Source organism: Methylobacterium sp. Leaf112 (assembly GCF_001423295.1).
GTDB lineage: Bacteria > Pseudomonadota > Alphaproteobacteria > Rhizobiales > Beijerinckiaceae > Methylobacterium.
The window spans coordinates 116,728-135,509 of sequence record NZ_LMNG01000012.1 but is presented as its reverse complement, the minus strand read 5'-3'; the positions used below and the strand labels follow the sequence as shown (position 1 = coordinate 135,509).

Here is an 18,782-nt window from a genome sequence, read left to right as displayed (position 1 = left end):
CTCGGATGGGCGCGACGGCTCCGATCCTGAACCGAACGGACCGCTTCGTCCAGGCGTCGCCATGAGGCCGAACGGCGCTACAGGATGCGGCGATCGAGGCGCAGGATGCGACACGGCGCGCCGCTCTCGGCGGCCGGGGCGTGGGGCGCCCGGATCAGCAAGGCTTCGGCCTGGCCGAGGACGGACAGCATCGAGGAATCCTGCCGGTTCTCCGGGTGGACCACCGGCAGGCGGTCGGGCGCCGTATCGAGGCGCGCGCGCAGGTAGTCTTGCCGCCCGTCGTTGGCCGGCATGGCGTGGCCGAGGATCGCCGGCTCGCTGCGGTCGGCGCCGGCTTGTGGGTCACCCAGCAACGCCCGGATCGCCGGCACCACGAACAGCAGGCCGCAGACGATGGACGAGACCGGGTTGCCGGGTAGCCCGATCACCGTGGTGGGACCGAGGCGCCCGTGCATCAGCGGCTTGCCGGGACGCAGGGCCACGCGCCAGAACCCGAGTTCCAGCCCCTGGCGGGTGAGGGCCGACTGCACGAGGTCGTGGTCGCCTACCGACGCGCCCCCGAGAGTGACGAGGAGGTCGGCCTTTGCCGCGACGGCCCGGAGGAGTGCGGCTTCCAGGGCCTCGAGGGTGTCGCCGACGATGCCGAGGTCGAGGGTCTCCGCCCCGGCCTCGCGGGCCAGCGCCGCCACCGCGAGGGCGTTGGAGGCGACGATCTGGTCCCAGCGCGCCGGCTCGCCCGGCGCCACGAGTTCGTCGCCGGTTGCCAGGATGGCGACCCGGGGGCGCCGGCGAACGCCGATCCGGCCATGGCCCGCTGCCGCCGCGAGGGCCGTGCGGCGGGCATCCAGGCTCTCGCCGGCCCGCAAGAGCACGTCGCCTTCGTGAAAGTCGAGGCCGCTCGGGCGCACGAAGCGCCTGGCCGCCACGGGCTCGCGGGCGACGACCCGGCCGTCCCCGGCTTCGGCGTTCTCCTGGATCAGGATGGCGTCGGCGCCCTCGGGCACCGGGGCACCGGTGAAGATGCGAACGGCCTCGCCCGGCCCGATCGAACCTGCAAAGCCGTGGCCGGCCGCGCTGGTGCCGATCACCCGCAGGGTGGCCGGGCAGGTGGCGACGTCGTCGGCGCGCACGGCGTAGCCGTCCATGGCGGAAGCGGGGAAAGGGGGCTGGGTGCGGGTGGCCCGCACATCCTCCGCCAGGGTCCGACCGGCGGCTTCCGCGATGGCGACGGTCTCGGCCGGGACGGGGCCGGGAATGCCGGCGAGGATGCGAGCGAGCGCTTCCGCGACGGGGATCGGCCCGCTCAAACGGCATCCTCCGCCAGATAGGCGCCGGAGCGGCCGCCATCCTTGGCGAGCAGCCGGATACCCTCGATCCGCATGCCCCGGTCGGCGGCCTTCACCATGTCGTAGATGGTCAGGCACGCCACCGAGACGGCGGTAAGGGCCTCCATCTCGACCCCGGTGGGACCCAGCACCTTCACCTCGGCGGCGACCCGCAGGCCCGGCAGGGATTCGTCGATGGTGCAGTCGACCCGCACCTTCGAGATCAGGAGCGGGTGGCACAGGGGGATGAGCTCGTGGGTGCGCTTGGACGCCATGATGCCGGCGAGCCGCGCCGTGCCGATGACGTCGCCCTTCTTGGCGTCGCCCTCGCGGATGAGTGCCAGGGTCTCGGGCAGCATCACCACGGTGCCGACGGCCCGCGCCGTGCGGGTGGTGGAGGCCTTGTCGGAAACGTCGACCATGTTGGCCGCGCCCGCCGCGTCGAGATGGGTCAGTTCGGCCAACGGTCCGTCCTCATTTGTCCCCGAACAGCAGGTGCCGGGTCGCTTCCGCCACGTTGTCCTGCCGCATCAGGCTCTCGCCGACGAGGATTGTACGCAGGCCGTTCTCCCCGAGCCGCACCACGTCGGCGTGATTCGAGATGCCGCTCTCGGCCACCGCGATGCGGTCTTCCGGCACGCCGTGGCCGAGGCGGATCGCCGTCTCGAACGAGACCTCGAAGGTCTTGAGGTTGCGGTTGTTGATGCCGATGAGCCGCGTGCCCAGCGGAATGGCGCGGGCGAGTTCGGCGTCGTCGTGGACCTCCACCAGCACGTCCATGCCGAGATCGTGCGCAGTTTCAACGAGGGCCTGCGCCTCGTCGTCGTCGAGGCACGCCATGATGGCGAGGATGCAGTCGGCACCCCAGGCCCGCGCCTCGAACACCTGATAGGGCTCGAACAGGAAGTCCTTGCGCAGGACCGGCAGGGCGCAGGCGTCGCGCGCCTGGGTGAGGTACTCCGGCTTGCCCTGGAACGAAGGCGTGTCGGTGAGCACCGAGAGGCAGGTGGCGCCGCCCGTCTCGTAGGCGTTCGCGATGGCGGCGGGGTCGAAATCGGCTCGGATCAGGCCCTTCGACGGCGAGGCTTTCTTCACCTCGGCGATGAGGGCCGGCCGCCCTTGCGCGATGTGCGCCGCGATGGCGGCGGCGAAACCGCGCGTCGGCTCCATGCCGGCGACGCGCTTCTCGAGCTTGGTCTGCGGCACCCGCAGCTTCGCCTCGGCGATCTCGCGGCGCTTGTAGGCCTCGATGCGGGCGAGCACGTCGCGGCGCCCGGGGGAGGCCGTCTCGTCGGTCGCGGGATCGGGCGTCGCGGGATCGGACATGGGGGCCGCCTTCAGGCGTTCGAGACGTGGACGAGGGCGGCCAGCGTCGCGCGGGCCGCTCCGGAATCGAGGGCGTCTTGCGCCCGCACGACGCCCTCGCGGAGGGTCGCGGCGGTACCCGCCACCACCAGGGCGGCGCCGGCATTGATCACGCCGATGTCGCGGTAGGCGTTGCTGGCGCCTTCCAGCACCCCGTGCAGGGCGGCGGCGTTGTGCTCCGGGTCGCCGCCGCGCAGGGCGTCGAGGGTGTGGAGGCTCAAGCCGACTTCGCGCGGGTCGAGGGTCGCGTGGGTGATGTGGCCCCCGTCCAGGGCGACCACGGCCGTGGGGCCCGTGACGGTGATCTCGTCGAGGCCGTCGGAGCCGTGCACGGTCCAGACCCGCTCGCTACCGAGCTCGGAGAGCACCCGGGTCAGGGGCTCGGCCCAGGCGGGGGACGAGACGCCGAAGAGCTGGAACTTGACCCCGGCCGGGTTGGCGAGCGGCCCGAGGAGGTTGAAGATCGTGCGGGTGGGGAGTTCGGCCCGCACGGGCGCCACGTGACGCATGGCGCCGTGGTGGGTCTGGGCGAACATGAAGCACAGGCCGGCCTCGGCGAGGCAGCGGGCGAGGCCGTCCGGATCGAGGCCGATGCGGACGCCCAAAGCCGCAAGCACGTCGGCGGCGCCCGAGCGCGAGGTGGCGGCGCGATTGCCGTGCTTGGCCACCGGCACGCCGCAGGCCGCCGTGACGATGGCCGCGAGGGTGGAGACGTTGTAACTCCCCGAATGATCCCCACCGGTGCCGACCACGTCGACGGCGCCCGGAACGGCGGCGACGGGCAGCATCCGCGCGCGCATGGCCTCGACGGCGCCGACGATCTCGTCCGCTGTCTCGCCGCGTACCTTGAGGGCGATGAGGAAGGCGCTGGCCTGGACCGGCGTCACCTCACCGGACAGGAGATCGTCGAAGGCGCGCCTCGCCTCGGCGCGGTCGAGGCTCGTGCCGGCGGCGACTTTCGCGAGGAGCGGCTTGAACGAATCCACCTGAACGAATCCACCGGCCGTCTGGAATGAGATCAATCAGTGCTGACCGATCGCTCAATGCACGCCGGGCCGGCCCTTGTCACGTGCCGCGTTCCAGGCCGCCGCGATGTCGAGGAAATTCCGCAGAATCTGCGACCCGTGATGCGACAGGATGCTCTCGGGGTGGAACTGCACCCCGTGCACCGGCAGGCGCGTGTGCTGCAGCCCCATGATCAGTCCGTCGGCTTCCGCCGTCACCGCCAGGGCCTCCGGGCAGTTCGTCCTCTCGACCACGAGGGAATGGTAGCGCGTCGCGTCGAACGGGCCGTTGAGCCCGCGGAAAATGCCGGACGCCCGGTGCTCGATGGACGAGACCTTGCCGTGCATGGGTGCCGGCGCCCGGACCACGTCGCCGCCGAAGGCCTGCCCGATGGCCTGGAGCCCGAGGCAGACGCCGAAGATCGGGATCTCGGCCGAGAGGTCCTTGACCACCTCGAGGCAGATGCCGGCCTCGTTGGGCGAGCACGGGCCCGGCGACAGCACCACGGCATCGGGGCCCCGTTCGCGGATCTCCGCCAGGGTGACCTGATCGTTGCGCACGACCTCGATGCACCCGCACAGGGGGCCGATCAGGTGGACGAGGTTCCACGTGAACGAGTCGTAATTGTCGATGACGAGGACGTTGGACATCGTTCGCTCACTGGCCATGCACGGAGGTTTGACCGCGCAGGGCGGTCCGGTCAATCGTGGGGCCTACTGCCCCCGCCGCGCCTGGCTCGCATACATCACCGCGTCCTCCGCCGCGCGGAACAGGGCCTTGGCCTTGTTGACGCATTCCTGCTGCTCGGAGGCCGGGTCGGAATCGTAGACGATGCCGGCGCCGGCCTGCACGTGCATGCGGCCGTCCTTCACGATGGCCGTGCGCAGTACGATGCAGGTGTCCATCTCGCCGCGGGCGCCGAAATAGCCGATGCACCCGCCGTAGGGACCGCGCTTCTCGCGCTCCAGCTCGTCGATGATCTCCATGGCCCGCACCTTGGGCGCGCCCGAGACCGTGCCGGCCGGAAACCCCGCCGCCAGGGCGTCGAGGGTGTCGTGGCGTGGATCGAGGTCGCCCTCAACGTTGGAGACGATGTGCATCACCTGGCTATAGTATTCGAGGAAGAACGAGCCGGTGACGGTCACCGAGCCGATCTTGGCGACGCGGCCGACGTCGTTGCGGCCGAGATCGAGCAGCATGAGGTGCTCGGAGCGCTCCTTCGGGTCGGCGAGGAGCTCGGCCGCCAGGGCCTTGTCCTCGGCCGGCGTGGCGCCGCGCCGCCGGGTGCCGGCGATGGGCCGGATGGTGACGCGCGCGTCACGCACCCGCACGAGGATCTCGGGCGACGAGCACACCACCTGGAACGCCTCGAAGTCGAGGTAGCACAGGAACGGGGCCGGGTTCGTGCGCCGCAGGGAGCGGTAGAGCGCGATGGCCGGCAGGGTGAAGGGCGCCTCGAAGCGCTGCGACAGCACCACCTGGAACACGTCGCCGGCGACGATGTACTCCTTCGCCCGCGCCACCATGCCGAGATACTGGTCCGGCGTGGTGTTCGAGACGGGCTCGGGGGCCGCCATGGCGCGCGGGTCGCTGCGCGCCTCGATGGGGAGCGGGCCTTCCAGGGCATCGGCCACCCGCTCGAGGCGGGCGAGGGCGGCCTCGTAGGCGGCGCGCGCGGGGATTCCGGGCTCCGGCCGCACGGGGCCGACCACGGTGATCACATCGCGCACGGAATCGAACACCACCATGACGCGGGGGCGTACCAGGATCGCGTCGGGCACGCCCAGCGGATCGGGGTTCGGCTCGCCCAGCTTTTCCATGGCGCGGACCATGTCGTAGCCGAGATAGCCGAACAGCCCCGCCGCCATGGGGGGCAGGGCGTCGGCGTCCGGGTCGGGGTCGATGGCGCTCTCGGCGATGAGGGCGCGCAAGCTCGCGAGCGGGCTCGCCGCGTCCGGTACGAAGTCGGTCAGGCCGGGGTCGCGGGCAATCTCCGGTCGGCCGTCGCGGCAGCGCCAAGCCAGGTCGGGATCGAGCCCGATCATCGAGTAGCGGCCGCGAACGACCCCGCCTTCGACGGATTCGAGCAGGAAAGCCGCTCCCGAATGGCTGGCGCGCAGCTTCAGGAACGCGGCGACGGGGGTTTCGAGGTCGGCCAACAGGGTGAGGTTGAGGAGGGTCGGACGTCCCGCCTCGTAGGCCTGCACGAAGGCCGCGTCGTCCAATGCCTGTGTCATCGCCCGGTCAATACTCACCGCCGCCGACGGCGCGGCGGAAGGCCGTCTGGTTGACGGTGATGCCCACCGATTTCTGCACCTCGGCGATGTACTCGCCGAGCACGTCGTCGGCGAGCGTCGACTGGAAGCGCTTGGCGATGGCCTCGTCGGCCGGGGCGCCGGGGACGTAGGCCGGCATGGTGGCGGCCGTGACCTTGAACAGGGCCCGGCGCTCGCCGGCCTCCGCAGAGGCCGCCTTGCCGACGGCGGTTGCGAAGATGCGGTTCACCACGTCGGCGGTGAGGTCGCCCTGGGGCTGGTTGCGGGCGATGTCGGACACGGTCTCGACGTTGAGGCCGGCGGCCTGCGCCACTGCCTCGACGGTCTCGCCCTTGTCGAGGCGGTCGGACAGCTCCTTGGCTTTGGCCGCGAGGAGGCGCGCGCTCTCGGCGGCGCGCCAGCGGGCCACGACCTCGTCGCGGACGCTGTCCAGGGGCTTGTCGTGGGCGCGATCGATATTGGTCACGTCGTACCAGACATAGCCGCCCGACTTCGTGCGCAGGGGTTCGTTGTCGCCACCGATCTCTGACCGGAACAAGGCCGCCACGGTGGTCTCGCGGTCGGGGATGCCGGCCACCGGATTGCCCTCCGCGTCGAGGCCCTGCGCGTTCAGGGCCGGCACGGCCACGAGGGGAAGACCGCGATCCTTGGCGATCTCGGGGAGCGACTTGGTGTTGGCGCGGGCATCCTCGATGGCGTCGTGGGCGGTCTCGATCCCGCTCGTCGCCCGCTCCAGCGCGATGGCCTTGGCTATCTCGGCCTGGACGTCGGCGAGCGGCTTCAGGGTCTCGGGCTCGATGGCGGTGACCCGGAGCAACACCGTGCCGAACCGGCCCTTCACGGGCTGGCTCACGGCGTCCTTGGGCAACGCGAACGCGGCGTCGGCCACGGGCTTGTCGAACAGCTCGGCCTTGGTGAGGGTGCCCAGCGTCAGATTCTTGGCGTCGGCGCCCCTCTCGGCGGCCACGGCCTCGAACGGCGCCACGTTGGCCTCGATCTTCCGGCGCGCCACCTCCGCCGCCGCCTCGTCGGGGAACACGATCTGCTGGATCGTGCGGCGCTCGGGCGTACCGTACTTCGCCCGGTCGGCCTCGTAGCGCTTGGCGATGTCCTCGGGGCTCAGCGCCTCGGGCTTCGCCATGGCCTGGGGATCGAGGACCAGCAGGTTCACCGCGCGGGTCTCGGGCGCCCGGAACGCGAACTTGTTCTCCTCGTAGAAGGTCTTGATCGCGTCGTCCGTGGGCGCCGGGATCTCGCCGACGAGGGAGGGCGGCAGCAGCATCAGCGCCACAGCGCGCCGCTCCGTGGTGTAGCGGTGCACGGCCTCGCGCAGGGCCGCCGGCACGTGAAGGTCGGAGGCCACGGCCTCGGCGAGCTGGAGACGGGCGGCGACGGAGCGCTGCTCGCGCACGAAGGTCGCCTCGTTGAGGCCGGCACGCTGCAGGGTCTGGAAGAACAGCGACGGATCGAACTTGCCGTCTGCGCCCTGGAAACTCTTCTCCTCGCGGATGGCGCGCAGGACCGCGGCATCGGGGATGCTGAGGCCGAGGGACGCCGTCTGCTGATCGAGGGAGGCCTCGCTCACCAGCTGGGCCAGCACCTGACGGTCGAGGCCGAGCGCCCGGGCCTGATCCGGCGTCAGGGTGCGGCGGGTCTGGCTCTGGTAGCGCTGAAGCTGGTTCTGGTAGGCCGTGCGCACGGCCTCGGCCGAGATCGGCGTCTTGCCCACGGTCGCGACGGTGCTGGTGGAGCCGGCACGGAAGAACTCCTCGACGCCGAAGATCGCCACACCGGCGATGAGGAAGACGAACACCACGGAGAGGATGATCTTACCGAGCCAGTGCTGGCTCGCCTTGCGCATGTTCGTCAGCATCGAAGCGTCCGGGTTCTTGTCTTCGGGAACGGGGCGCGGCGAGACCGGCCCCGTTCTGTAAGGTCGCCCGCGATAGACCATCCGCGCCCCATCGCAAAGACCGCCGCGCAAAGACCGCCGCTCCGGCGCTCCGCCGGTTTGCGCCTGGCCCGGCTGATCTGGTAGGGCCGGCGCGAAGCTGGACGGGTCGAGACGCGGAGCGGAGATTCCATGACGAAGGCGGGGCGCAGGCCACTGGTCGCGGGCAACTGGAAGATGAACGGCCTGCGCGGCTCCGTCGCCGTGGTCGAGGCCGTTCGCAACGGTCTGAGTCCGGATCTGCTCTGCGAGGTCGACGTCCTGATCTGTCCACCCTCGACCCTGATCTCCTCCTGCGTCGCGGCGGTCTACGGTTCGCCCATCGCCATCGGCGGCCAGAATCTCCACGCCAAGGCGAGCGGCGCCTTCACGGGCAGCATCTCGGCCGAAATGCTCGCCGATCTCGGCGCCTCCTACGTCATCGTCGGCCATTCCGAGCGCCGGGCCTATCACCACGAGACCGACGACGGCGTCCACGCCAAGGCTTTGGGCGCGCGCCGCGCCGGCCTGTGCGGCATCATCTGCGTCGGCGAGACCCAGGACGAGCGCGAGGAGGGCCGCACCCTCGACATCGTGCGGGCGCAGCTCGCCATCGGCGTGCCGAAGGGCGCTACGGGCGCCGACACGGTCATCGCCTACGAGCCGGTCTGGGCCATCGGCACCGGCCTGACCCCGACGCCGTCCGACATCGCCGAGGTGCACGCGTCCCTGCGCGAGATGCTCGGACAGCTCATCGGCCCGGAGGCCGCGAAGGTCCGCATCCTATACGGTGGCTCGGTCAAACCCGGAAACGCCCGCGAACTCATGGCGGTCGAGAACGTCGACGGCGCACTCGTCGGCGGTGCGAGCCTGGTGGCGAACGACTTCCTGGGGATCGTCGGCGCTTACGCCCGCTGACCCGGCGGCCCATTGGCGTTCCGGCGCGGGTTGGTGTAACAGCCGGCTCAAATCACCGGCCGGCGCGGGGTGCGTGCGTCGCGCCCGATCCCTCCCGCGTGCGCCCCCGGCGGTGCCGCCCCTGGATAACCGATGCAGACCGTCCTCATCTCGATCCACCTCATCGTCGTGCTCGGCCTCATCGCCGTGGTGCTGCTCCAGCGCTCGGAGGGCGGCCTCGGGCTCGGCGGCGGCAGTAGCGGCGGTGGCGTCTCGGGCTTCATGACCGGGCGCGGACAGGCCAATGCCCTGACCCGGGCCACGGCGATCCTGGCGGCGCTGTTCTTTGCCACGAGCATGACCCTCGGCGTGCTGTCGCATCGCAGCGCCGCCCCACGCTCGATCCTCGACGGCGCCGGCACCACGACGCCCGCCGGCCAGCCGAATGCCGGAAATCTCCTCGATACCCTGCGGCAGCAGCAGGGCGGCACGCCGCCGGCGGCTCCGGGCGCCGCCGCGCCGGCTCCGAGCGCCGCCCCTGCGCCGGTCGCGCCGACAGCGCCTGTCGCCCCCGAGGCGCCGCAGTCGCGCTGATCGCAGTCGACGGATACCCGCCGCTTTCCACGCCCGCCCGACGTTTCGCTGCCGGGTCGGCACCGGCCCATCCGGGCTGGAAACCCGAACCGACGCCCCCCGAACGGACGACATTCCGTGCATGCCCGGCTTGCGCGGGGGATAAGCGTTATTGTGGTTTGGCGAATCGTCCACCCTTGTTTATGAACCGAGGCCCATGACGCGGTACGTTTTCATCACCGGCGGCGTGGTCTCCTCGCTCGGCAAGGGTCTCGCATCGGCCGCCCTCGCGGCTCTGCTCCAGGCGCGCGGCCATACGGTCCGCCTGCGCAAGCTCGACCCCTACCTCAACGTCGATCCGGGCACCATGAGCCCGACGCAGCACGGCGAGGTGTTCGTCACCGACGACGGCGCCGAGACCGACCTCGATCTCGGCCATTACGAGCGCTTCACCGGTCTGCCGGCGACGCGGGCCGACAACATCACCACCGGCCGGATCTACCTCGACATCATCACCAAGGAGCGGCGCGGCGACTATCTCGGCGCCACCATCCAGGTGATTCCGCATGTCACCAACGCCATCAAGGCGTTCGTGCTCGAGGGCAACGAGGCGTTCGACTTCGTCCTCGTCGAGATCGGCGGCACGGTGGGCGACATCGAGGGCCTGCCGTTCTTCGAGGCGATCCGCCAGCTCGGCCAGGAACTGCCGCGCGGCGCCACGGCCTTCGTCCACCTCACCCTGCTGCCCTACATCCCGTCCGCCGGCGAGTTGAAGACCAAGCCGACCCAGCACTCGGTGAAGGAGCTGCGCTCCATCGGCATCCAGCCCGACTTGCTGCTGTGCCGCTGCGACCGGCCGATTCCCGTGGACGAGCGCCGCAAGCTCGCCCTGTTCTGCAACGTGCGCGAGACCGCCGTCATCGAGGCGCGCGACGTCGCCTCCATCTACGACGTGCCGCTGTCCTACCGCGAAGCCGGACTCGACCGCGAGGTGCTGGCGCATTTCGGGATCACACCGAAGGGCGAGCCGGACCTGACCAAGTGGCAGACCATCTCCGAGCGCGTGCGCAACCCCGAGGGCGAGGTCTCCATCGCCATCGTGGGCAAGTACACGGGCCTCAAGGACGCCTACAAGTCGCTCACCGAGGCCCTGACCCATGGCGGCATCGCCCACCGGGTGAAGGTCAACCTCGAATGGATCGAGGCCGAGGTGTTCGAGCGCGAGGACCCCGCGCCGTTCCTCGAAGGCATCAACGGCATCCTCGTACCCGGCGGCTTCGGCCAGCGCGGCGCGGAGGGCAAGATCCGGGCGGCACGTTACGCCCGGGAGCGGAAGATTCCGTATTTCGGCATCTGCTTCGGCATGCAGATGGCGGTGATCGAGGCGGCTCGGTCGCTGGCCGACGTGCCGGATGCGAACTCGACGGAGTTCGGCGAGACCACGGAGCCCGTGGTCGGCCTCCTCACGGAATGGCTGCGCGGCAACGAACTGGAGCAGCGCGCGGCCGCTGGCGACCTCGGCGGCACCATGCGGCTCGGCGCCTACGACGCGACGCTCCACGCCGACACGAAGATCGCCGAGATCTACGGCACCACGGCCATCTCCGAGCGTCACCGCCATCGCTACGAGGTCAACATGGCCTATCGCGAGCGCCTGGAGGCCCGGGGTCTGCGCTTCTCCGGCCTGTCGCCCGACGGGCTGCTGCCGGAGACCGTGGAGCATGTCGGCCACCCGTGGTTCATCGGCGTGCAGTTCCACCCGGAGCTGAAATCCCGACCGTTCGAGCCGCATCCGCTGTTCCAGAGCTTCGTCGGCGCCGCCATCGTGCAGAGCCGGCTGGTCTGAGCCGGGACGACGCGCCGCGCCGGGAAACGTTTCCGCGCGGCGCATGAGCGCTTCCTTATCCTCCCCGGCATGCCTAACTCTGGTGCCGACAGGACTCGGGTCGCTCGCGCCCCGTGTCGTCGCGACCGGGCCAGGAGGGGGCGTGACCGAGATCCTGTTCTACCACCTGCAGCACCAGCCCCTGGAGCGGGTGCTGCCGAGCCTCGTCGAGCGCTCCTTGGAGCGGCAATGGCGCGCGGCGATCCAGGTCGCGACGGAAGAGCGGCTCCAGGCCCTCGACGACGGCCTCTGGACCTACACCGACGACAGCTTCCTGCCCCATGGCACCGACCGCGACCCGGATCATGCGGGCCATCCCGTCGTGCTGACCCTGAAGGGCGCCAACCCCAACGGTGCTGCCATCCGCTTCCTCGTCGAGGGGGCAGCCTTGCCGGAGGATGCCGACGATTACGCCCGTATCTGCGTGCTGTTCGACGGCACCGACCAGGACGCGCTCCTGCGCGCCCGCGAGCAGTGGAAGGAGGCCAAGGCCGCCGGCCACGCCATCGCCTACTGGCAGCAGGACGAAGACGGCCGCTGGCAGAAGAAAGCCTGATGCGCGCTTCCCGAGGACAGACCATGCAACGCTTCGCCCTCGGCTTCGCGGCCGTGCTGCTCCTGACAAATCCCCTCGCTGCCCAGCCCTCGCCCCACGGCGACCGACCGACTCAGGAAACCCGAAAGCCCCCCGAGGCGCGGGGGCCGGAGGGGCGCAAGCTCCCGGCCGACGCGGTCACCGAGCACAGCGTCGCCCTGCCGGACGGGCGCACGCTGGCGTTCACGGCCCGGGCCGGCAGTCTTCCCCTGGTGGACGAGGCCGGTAAGCTCCAGGCCGAGATCGCCTTCATCGCCTACTCGATGCCGGGCAGGGCGGGCGCTCAGCGCCCCGTCACCTTCGCCCTCAACGGCGGCCCGGGGGCGGCCTCGGCCTACCTCAACATCGGGGCCATCGGGCCCTGGCGCCTGCCCGTCGAGGGCGCGAGCATCAGCCCGTCGGCGCACATCGGCCTGGTGCCCAACGACGGCACTTGGCTCGACTTCACCGACCTCGTCTTCATCGATCCCGTCGGTACCGGGTACAGCCGCGCGGCGGACGGCGACGGCAAGAAGTACTGGAGCGTCGACGCCGATGCCTCGATCCTGTCCTCGGCCATCGCCCGCTGGCTGCGCACCAACGAACGCATGGCCGCGCCGAAGTTCTTCGTCGGCGAGAGCTATGGCGGGTTCCGGGGGCCGCTCATCGCGGCCAAGCTCCAGGAGGAGATCGGCGTCGGCCTGTCCGGCCTCGTCCTGCTTTCACCCGTCCTCGATTTCGCCTGGCTCCAGACCCCCCGCACCACGCCGTGGGGGCATATGCTGAAGCTGCCGTCCTTCGCCGCCGCCGCCATCGAGCGGGCGGGCGGGACGCCGACCCGCGCGACCCTGGCCGAGGCCGAGGCCTACGCCACCGGCCCCTACCTCGCCGACCTTCTGAAAGGACCGTCGGATGCGGCCGCCGTCGCACGCCTCGGCGACCGGGTCGGGGCCCTGGCCGGGCTCGATCCGGCCTTCGTGCGGCGTCAGGCCGGGCGGCTCTCGTCGAGCGGTGTCCAGCGCGAGATCGGTCGCGACACCGGACGTGTCGCCAGCGCCTACGACACCGGCGTCACAGGCTGGGACCCGGACCCGTCGGCCCTGTCCTCGGGCTTCGAGGACCCGCTGCTCACCGCCATCCAGGCACCGCTCACCAGCGCGATGATCGCCCTCTACGCGGAGCGCTTGAACTGGAAGGTGCCGGATCTGCGCTACGAACTCCTCAACGGCGCGGTCAACCGGAGTTGGACCTGGGGAAGTGGACGCATGGCGCCCGAAGCCCTCGGTGCCCTGCGCGGCGCCCTCGCCCTCGACGGCAACTTGCGGGTGCTGGTCGCCCACGGCTTCACCGATCTGGTGACGCCCTACTTCGCCTCGAAGCTGTTGATCGACCAGATGCCGGCCTTCGGCGGCGGGCGCTTGAGCCTCTCCGTGTACCCCGGCGGACACATGTTCTATTCCCGTCCGGATTCCCGCGCCGCCTTCCACAAGGACGCCGCCGCGCTGTTCGAAGAGGCGCTCAAGGCACGCGGCACGGTGGTGGAGCCGCAAAAGCCCATGTCGAAGGACAAATTGTGATCCCACGCCCCGCCCATCGGTTGTCGCCCCTCGGGCTCCTCGTCCTCGCCGGCTGGGGGCTTTCCGCCTGTACAAGCACGGAGACGCGGGCGCCCGAGCCGGTGCCGGTGGCGACGCCCGCCCCGAGGCCCGCTCCAGCCCCGACTTTCTCGGGGCCGGTGCTGAATGGGGACGGAAGTTGTTCCGGTCCGGTTCCCACCGGAGCGGCCGCCATCGAACCCGGCATCGGCGAATGCGATCTCGTGCGCCTGAAGGGCAAACCGCCCACCGACGTCCTCGTCGGAGAGGGCCGCTCGGGCCGCGAGGTGCAGGTGCTCTATACGGAGCCCGGCGCCAAGGAGCTGTACTTCTTCGTCAACAACCGCCTCGACCGGATCGTGAAGTAGCGCATCGCCTCAGTAGCTCGGCACCAGCCGCTCCTCCGGCATCGGCGCTTCGAGATGGAAGCGCAGGCCCGCCGGGTCGTAGTCGATGGCCACGAGGGCATTGCATTGCTGGGCCAGCACCCGCTGTAGCAGGGTCGAGCCGAAGCCCTTGCGCTCCGGCACGGAAACGGGCGGGCCGCCGGATTCCGTCCAATCGAGGTTGAGCGTCCGGCCGCTCTCCGTCTGTGCCACCGACCACGTCACGGTGATCCGGCCGCCCGGCTGCGACAGGGCGCCGTGCTTCGCCGCGTTGGTGGTCAACTCGTGGAACGCCATCCCGGCCGGAACCGCGAGGTCGGCGGCGAGCTCGATGGCCGGTCCGTCGAGGGCGATGCGTCCGCCATCCGCCGCGTTGTAATGGCCGAGTTCGTTCTGCAGCAGCTCGTGCAGGGGCGCCGTCTGCCAGTAATCCTCCGTCAGCAGGGTGTGGGTCTTGCCGAGGGAGACGATGCGGTCCGAGAACGAGCTGTAGAACGCCTCGATGGTCTTCGTGCTGCGCGCCGTCGCCCCGAGCAGGCCCTGCACCGTCGCAAGGGTGTTCTTCACGCGGTGATGCAGTTCGCGAATCAGGAGCGCCTGACGCTCGTGGGTCTTCTGACGTTCTAAGAGATGCGCCTCGACTTCCCATTGCCGACGCCGCGCGCGCAGCGCCGAGCGCACGGCGCTGGCCAAGACGGCGGGGTGGAACGGGCGCTCGAGGACGGTGACGTTGCCGAGGAGGCTGGTCAGCCGTTCGTCGGGCGTCGCCCCGCGGTGATTCAGGAGCACGAAGGGGAAGTCCGACCAGGGCGGCTGGCGCTCGACCCAACCGGCGATGTCCCGGCGATCGGACTTGAGAAGCGCTTCCTCGGTGACCACCGCGCAGGCCGCGCCGTCGAGACCGGCGACGAGATCCTCGAGGCTGGTCTCGATCCGCGATGGAATCCCGACCTGGCGTAGGATCGCGGCGGCTACGGCTCCGTCCCGACCGACGGGCGCCAGGATCAGGACGTTGGCGTCACGGCTTGGCATGGCTGGCGCCGGCCTGGGTCTCGGAGGTGCGAGTCGGCTTGCCCGTTTCCCGGTCGTCGAGGAGATCGCGGCGGTCGCCCTCGTAGGTCGGCACGCCGGTGAGAACGCCGCGGAAGCCCGTCAGTGCTTCGCCCACGCGCAGGCCCTGGGTGTCGATCCGGAATTCCCGGATCGTGTCCTCGTGCATGCCCGTGCGCTTCTTCAGCACCGAGAGCGCACGGCGTACCCGGCCCGACGCCTCGAAGAACCGCAGCATCACCACCGCGTCGCTGACGTAGGTGAGGTCGACGGGTGAATCCATCCGCCCGACCATGCCGTGTTGGGCGAGGATCAGGATGGTCACCACGCCCTGCTGGTTCAGGTAGGTCACGAGCTCGTGCATCTGAAGAACGAGGGCGGGCTGGCCCGTCATCGCGCTCATGTAGCCGGTGAGACTGTCGATGACGACGATCCGGCTGCCATCGTTCTCGACGGCGTCGCGGATACGTCCGGCGAAATCACCCGGCGAAACATCGGCCGGATCGATCTGCTCGATGCGCAGGAGCCCCTCCGCGACGAAACCGCTGAGATCCATGCCGACACCGGCGGCACGCCGCAGGAGGATGCCGATGGTCTCGTCGAAGGACAGGATGAGCGCACGCTCCTTCCGTCGGAGGGCGGCGGCGAGATAGCTGAGCGCGAGGGTCGATTTGCCGGCGCCCGAGGGGCCGATCACCAGGGTCGTGGTGCCCCGGTCGAGGCCGCCACCGAGCGCCCGGTCGAGTTCGGGCACGTCGCTGGAGACGGTCTCCTCCGGAAAGGTCGTGTGATGCCCGGCGGCCACGAGGCGGGGGTAGGCGCGCAGGCCACCCTTCCGGATGGTGAAGTCGTGATAACCGCCGTGATACTTCGTGCCGCGCATCTTGATGACATGCAGGCGACGGCGCCCGGCGCCGTAATCCGGCGTCACCTGCTCCAGGCGGATCACCGCATGGCTGATGGAGTGGAGATTGAGGTCGTTCTCCTCCGCGCTGAGGTCGTCGAGCATCAGCACGGTGGCGTTGTTGAGAAGGAAGTAGCTCTTGAGCGCCAGCACCTGGCGCCGGTAGCGCAGGGACCCCTGGGAGAGCAGGCGGATTTCCGACAGGCTGTCGAACACCACCCTGGACGGATTGACCCGCTCGATCTCCGCCAGGGCCATCCGCACGGTCTCGCCGAGTTCGAGGTCGGAGGAATGAACGAGACTCTGCTGCAGCTTCGCGTCGAGGCTGAGTTCGGGTGGGACGAGCTCGTAGATGTCGATGCCGTCGAGGCTCCAGCCGTGGCGTTCGGCCACCGACAGGAGTTCGCGCCGGCTCTCCGAGAGGGTGATGTAGAGCGCACGCTCACCGAGCTTCACGCCGTCCATGAGGAACTGCAGGCCGAGGGTGGTCTTGCCGCTGCCCGGGCGCCCTTCGATGAGGTGGGCCCGCTGGGCCGCATAGCCGCCGTTGAGAATGTGATCGAGCCCCGGTACCCCCGTGGGGATCGGCATGGCGTCGGCGGTGGCGGGGGTGGTCATTCGGCGACTCTGTTCATCGGGGCCTTGTCATCAAGGCCTTGGGCACCCTAGGGCCGAGCCGGCGAAGCGTCTTCGACCGACGGGCAAAAGATACGCCATTCTCTCGTTCCCAGCGCCGTTGAACGGGTGGGAGCGGGCGGGGTTCCAACCGGGCCTGCGTGGCATAGAGCTTCACCGCGTCCCGACCGGACCGCCGACGCTTCACCGCAGCATTCTTGCGGATCAGTCAAGCCTTTGCAGAAGGCCCCCGGCACCGTATCACCACCGGCCTTGACCGCATGGAGCGGTCCGTCCGGGTCGGTCACGCCCGCGAAGCCCTTTCGAGCCGACGGAACCCGGACTGTCCGATGCGCGAACCGAACGCGATCGATTTCTGGCGCGGGCTCGCCCTCGTCACGATCTTCGTCAACCATATCCCCGGCAACACCTTCGAGCGCTATACCTATTCGCAGTACGGCATCTCGGACGCGGCCGAGCTGTTCGTGTTCCTCGCCGGCTGGTCCATCGGCATCGCCACGCGGGGACGGGACGGACGCCCCGAACCGCGCCTGAAATCCGTGCTGCGACTCCTGTCGCGGACCATCGAGGTCTATCGGGCGCAGATCACCACCATGGCCCTCGCCCTGGCGATGATCGCCGGCACCGCCCTGGTTCTCGACAATCCGCTTCTCCTCGAATGGCACAATGCCGGCGGGTTCTTCGCCGATCCGATCCAAACCATGGTCGGCTTCGCGCTGCTGACCCATCAGCTCGGCTTCTTCAACATCCTGCCGCTCTACGTGGTGCTCCTCGGCATCGCGCCGATCTTCGTGCTGCTGGCCCGTGTCAGCCGCGTCGCCGCGCTGGCCCTGTCGTTCGGGCTCTACTTCGCGAGCCTGGTGTTCGACTTGAATCTGCCGTCCTGGCCGGGGGAGGGCGACTGGTTCTTCGATCCCCTGTGCTGGCAGCTTCTCCTCGTCCTCGGGTTCGTCGCCGAGGACTGGAACCGGCGCTCCCCGTGGCTGCGGACCTGGTCCGTCCGTCTCGTGCCCCTCGGCATCGCCATCGTGCTGACGGGCATCGTCCTGTCGGTCCTCGAGATCCGGCCCGATCCCCTGCTGGTGCCGGAGCCGCGCCTGCTCTTCACCTTCGACAAGACCTACCTGACCCCCGCCCGGCTGATCCACTTCCTCGGGATGCTGCTCGCGTTCCAGACCCTCTACGCCGTGCTGGCACCACGCCTCGGCCCGGTGGCGGGCTACCTCGCCGGCCTCGGCCGCAACTCCCTCGCCGTGTTCTCCATCGGATCGCTCCTGAGTCTGGCCGCGCAACTCGTCCGCTTCTGGACGGGTGGCGGTGTCTTCGTTGACGTTTCCGTCGTAGGATCGGGCCTGATCGCACTGGGTTTCACCGCATGGTTCGTCGAATGGCGCTCCCGCAAGCCGCGGCCCTCCTCGCCGCCAGCCTGACGCTCGCCGTCGGCCTGACACTTGCCGCAACCTGCCGCCCCGTCCGCGCCGAGCCGTCGGCGCCCGCGCCCACCGCGGGCCCGGCCACCGTGGTCTCGCCGCCGAAGACCATGGTGATGACCGCGCCGGGGCCGGACGGCGCTGAGGCCCTCGACGTCACCCTGTCGCCGGAATGCCGGGTGCCCGGCTCGAAGCTGTACACCCTGGCGCGTCTCGGCGCGGTGAAGCTCGCCTTGACGGAGAAGCGGCCGGTGCGGGTGCTCACCGTGGGCTCGTCGTCGGCCGGCCCCGGCGCGTCGGCGACTTACCCGGTGAAGCTGGAGACCGCCCTGGAGCGCTCCCTGCCCGATGTCGACGTGGTGGTGGAGAGCCGGGGCATGCAGGGCGAGATCGCGTCCGGCGCCGCCGAGCGCTTGCGCAACATGGTGGCCGAGATCGAGCCCGACCTCGTGATCTGGCAGGTCGGCACCCACGACGCCCTCGCGCGGGTGGACGCGGAGGATTTCGCCAACGCCCTCGACGAGACCGTGCAGTGGATCAAAGGCCACGAGATCGACGTGGTGCTGGTCACCCCGGTCTATACGGCGAGCCTCGCGGCGGACGAGTATTACAACAGCCTAGTGCGCAAGGTTCAGGAGGTGGCCGTCCGCGAGGGCGTGCCCCTGGTGCAGCGCTACGAGGCGATGCGCTACCTGTCGGGCCAGGGCCAGAAGGGGGAGGGGCACCTGCTCGGTTCCCAGTTCCGCCTCAACGACCTCGGCCTGCGCTGCATGGCCGAACACGTCACTCGTGCCATCACCCTGTCGCTTCTCCAGGCCGATACCGTCGTCACCGGAACCACGAAGACGCCCACGGCCGTGATCGTCCCGCCGCGCGATGCGGCGATCAAGGCGGCGTCCCCACCGCCGTCCGTCCTCGTCGCCCCCGGCGATTGATGCCGAGAGCGCTCTC

The 18,782-nt window shown here is 70.1% G+C and carries 17 protein-coding genes; 8 read left to right on the top strand and 9 right to left on the bottom strand.

All coding sequences use genetic code 11. The features are described from left to right. Positions 1–77 precede the first annotated feature (77 nt). The 7 genes from ASF52_RS07380 to ASF52_RS07350 form a co-directional block, all read right to left on the bottom strand. Positions 78–1,307 (bottom strand): molybdopterin molybdotransferase MoeA, encoded by a 1,230-nt coding sequence (locus ASF52_RS07380; RefSeq protein WP_056169981.1) that lies wholly within the window; start codon positions 1,305–1,307, stop codon positions 78–80. Continuing rightward, positions 1,304–1,789, bottom strand: coding sequence for a cyclic pyranopterin monophosphate synthase MoaC (gene moaC / locus ASF52_RS07375; RefSeq protein WP_056169978.1), 486 nt, complete (start codon positions 1,787–1,789; stop codon positions 1,304–1,306). The genes ASF52_RS07380 and moaC overlap by 4 nt, the downstream gene beginning before the upstream one ends. 10 nt (positions 1,790–1,799) lie before the next feature. Then, positions 1,800–2,651, bottom strand: a complete 852-nt coding sequence (gene trpC / locus ASF52_RS07370; RefSeq protein ID WP_056169976.1) for an indole-3-glycerol phosphate synthase TrpC — start codon at positions 2,649–2,651, stop codon at positions 1,800–1,802. An 11-nt stretch (positions 2,652–2,662) separates the two neighbouring features. Next, positions 2,663–3,676 (bottom strand): anthranilate phosphoribosyltransferase, encoded by a 1,014-nt coding sequence (trpD, locus tag ASF52_RS07365; RefSeq protein WP_056170670.1) that lies wholly within the window; start codon positions 3,674–3,676, stop codon positions 2,663–2,665. A gap of 54 nt (positions 3,677–3,730) precedes the next feature. Continuing rightward, positions 3,731–4,345: an anthranilate synthase component II gene (locus ASF52_RS07360; protein WP_056169973.1), complete on the bottom strand. Its 615-nt coding sequence runs from the start codon at positions 4,343–4,345 to the stop codon at positions 3,731–3,733. Positions 4,346–4,408: 63 nt separating this feature from the next. After that, entirely contained in the window at positions 4,409–5,932 is a 1,524-nt protein-coding gene (gene trpE, locus ASF52_RS07355) for an anthranilate synthase component I (RefSeq protein ID WP_056169971.1), read from the bottom strand. Positions 5,933–5,939: 7 nt separating this feature from the next. Continuing rightward, positions 5,940–7,844: a SurA N-terminal domain-containing protein gene (locus tag ASF52_RS07350; protein ID WP_056169968.1), complete on the bottom strand. Its 1,905-nt coding sequence runs from the start codon at positions 7,842–7,844 to the stop codon at positions 5,940–5,942. 210 nt (positions 7,845–8,054) lie between these two features. Between ASF52_RS07350 and tpiA the strand changes: the two genes are divergently transcribed. The 6 genes from tpiA (at position 8,055) to ASF52_RS07320 (ending at position 13,793) form a co-directional block, all read left to right on the top strand. Continuing rightward, the gene (gene tpiA, locus ASF52_RS07345) at positions 8,055–8,819 is read left to right on the top strand and encodes a triose-phosphate isomerase (RefSeq protein ID WP_056169966.1); all 765 of its coding nucleotides are present in this window, start codon (positions 8,055–8,057) and stop codon (positions 8,817–8,819) included. A gap of 132 nt (positions 8,820–8,951) precedes the next feature. After that, complete coding sequence (secG, locus tag ASF52_RS07340; protein WP_056169963.1) at positions 8,952–9,392, top strand: preprotein translocase subunit SecG; 441 nt, start codon at positions 8,952–8,954, stop codon at positions 9,390–9,392. 196 nt (positions 9,393–9,588) lie between these two features. Continuing rightward, positions 9,589–11,217, top strand: a complete 1,629-nt coding sequence (locus ASF52_RS07335) for a CTP synthase (protein ID WP_056169960.1) — start codon at positions 9,589–9,591, stop codon at positions 11,215–11,217. 142 nt (positions 11,218–11,359) lie between these two features. Further along, complete coding sequence (locus ASF52_RS07330) at positions 11,360–11,812, top strand: DNA polymerase III subunit chi (protein WP_056169957.1); 453 nt, start codon at positions 11,360–11,362, stop codon at positions 11,810–11,812. A 23-nt stretch (positions 11,813–11,835) separates the two neighbouring features. Next, on the top strand, positions 11,836–13,407 hold the full coding sequence (locus ASF52_RS07325) for a S10 family peptidase (RefSeq protein WP_200937385.1): 1,572 nt from the start codon (positions 11,836–11,838) through the stop codon (positions 13,405–13,407). Next, positions 13,407–13,793 carry a hypothetical protein gene (locus ASF52_RS07320; protein WP_056170667.1) on the top strand — a complete coding sequence of 129 codons (387 nt, stop codon included), beginning with the start codon at positions 13,407–13,409 and terminating at the stop codon, positions 13,791–13,793. Before ASF52_RS07325 ends, ASF52_RS07320 begins: the two co-directional genes overlap by 1 nt. 9 nt (positions 13,794–13,802) lie before the next feature. Here the strand turns inward: ASF52_RS07320 and ASF52_RS07315 are convergent, their stop codons facing one another. Beyond that, the gene (locus tag ASF52_RS07315) at positions 13,803–14,843 is read right to left on the bottom strand and encodes a sensor histidine kinase (protein ID WP_056169949.1); all 1,041 of its coding nucleotides are present in this window, start codon (positions 14,841–14,843) and stop codon (positions 13,803–13,805) included. Next, positions 14,830–16,383: an ATPase domain-containing protein gene (locus ASF52_RS07310; protein WP_056169946.1), complete on the bottom strand. Its 1,554-nt coding sequence runs from the start codon at positions 16,381–16,383 to the stop codon at positions 14,830–14,832. Before ASF52_RS07310 ends, ASF52_RS07315 begins: the two co-directional genes overlap by 14 nt. 347 nt (positions 16,384–16,730) lie before the next feature. Here ASF52_RS07310 and ASF52_RS07305 point away from each other — a divergent pair, with 347 nt between their 5' ends. Beyond that, the gene (locus ASF52_RS07305; RefSeq protein ID WP_056169944.1) at positions 16,731–17,831 is read left to right on the top strand and encodes an OpgC family protein; all 1,101 of its coding nucleotides are present in this window, start codon (positions 16,731–16,733) and stop codon (positions 17,829–17,831) included. Further along, the gene (locus ASF52_RS07300; RefSeq protein ID WP_056169941.1) at positions 17,789–18,766 is read left to right on the top strand and encodes an SGNH/GDSL hydrolase family protein; all 978 of its coding nucleotides are present in this window, start codon (positions 17,789–17,791) and stop codon (positions 18,764–18,766) included. Before ASF52_RS07305 ends, ASF52_RS07300 begins: the two co-directional genes overlap by 43 nt. The last annotated feature ends 16 nt before the right edge of the window (positions 18,767–18,782 follow it).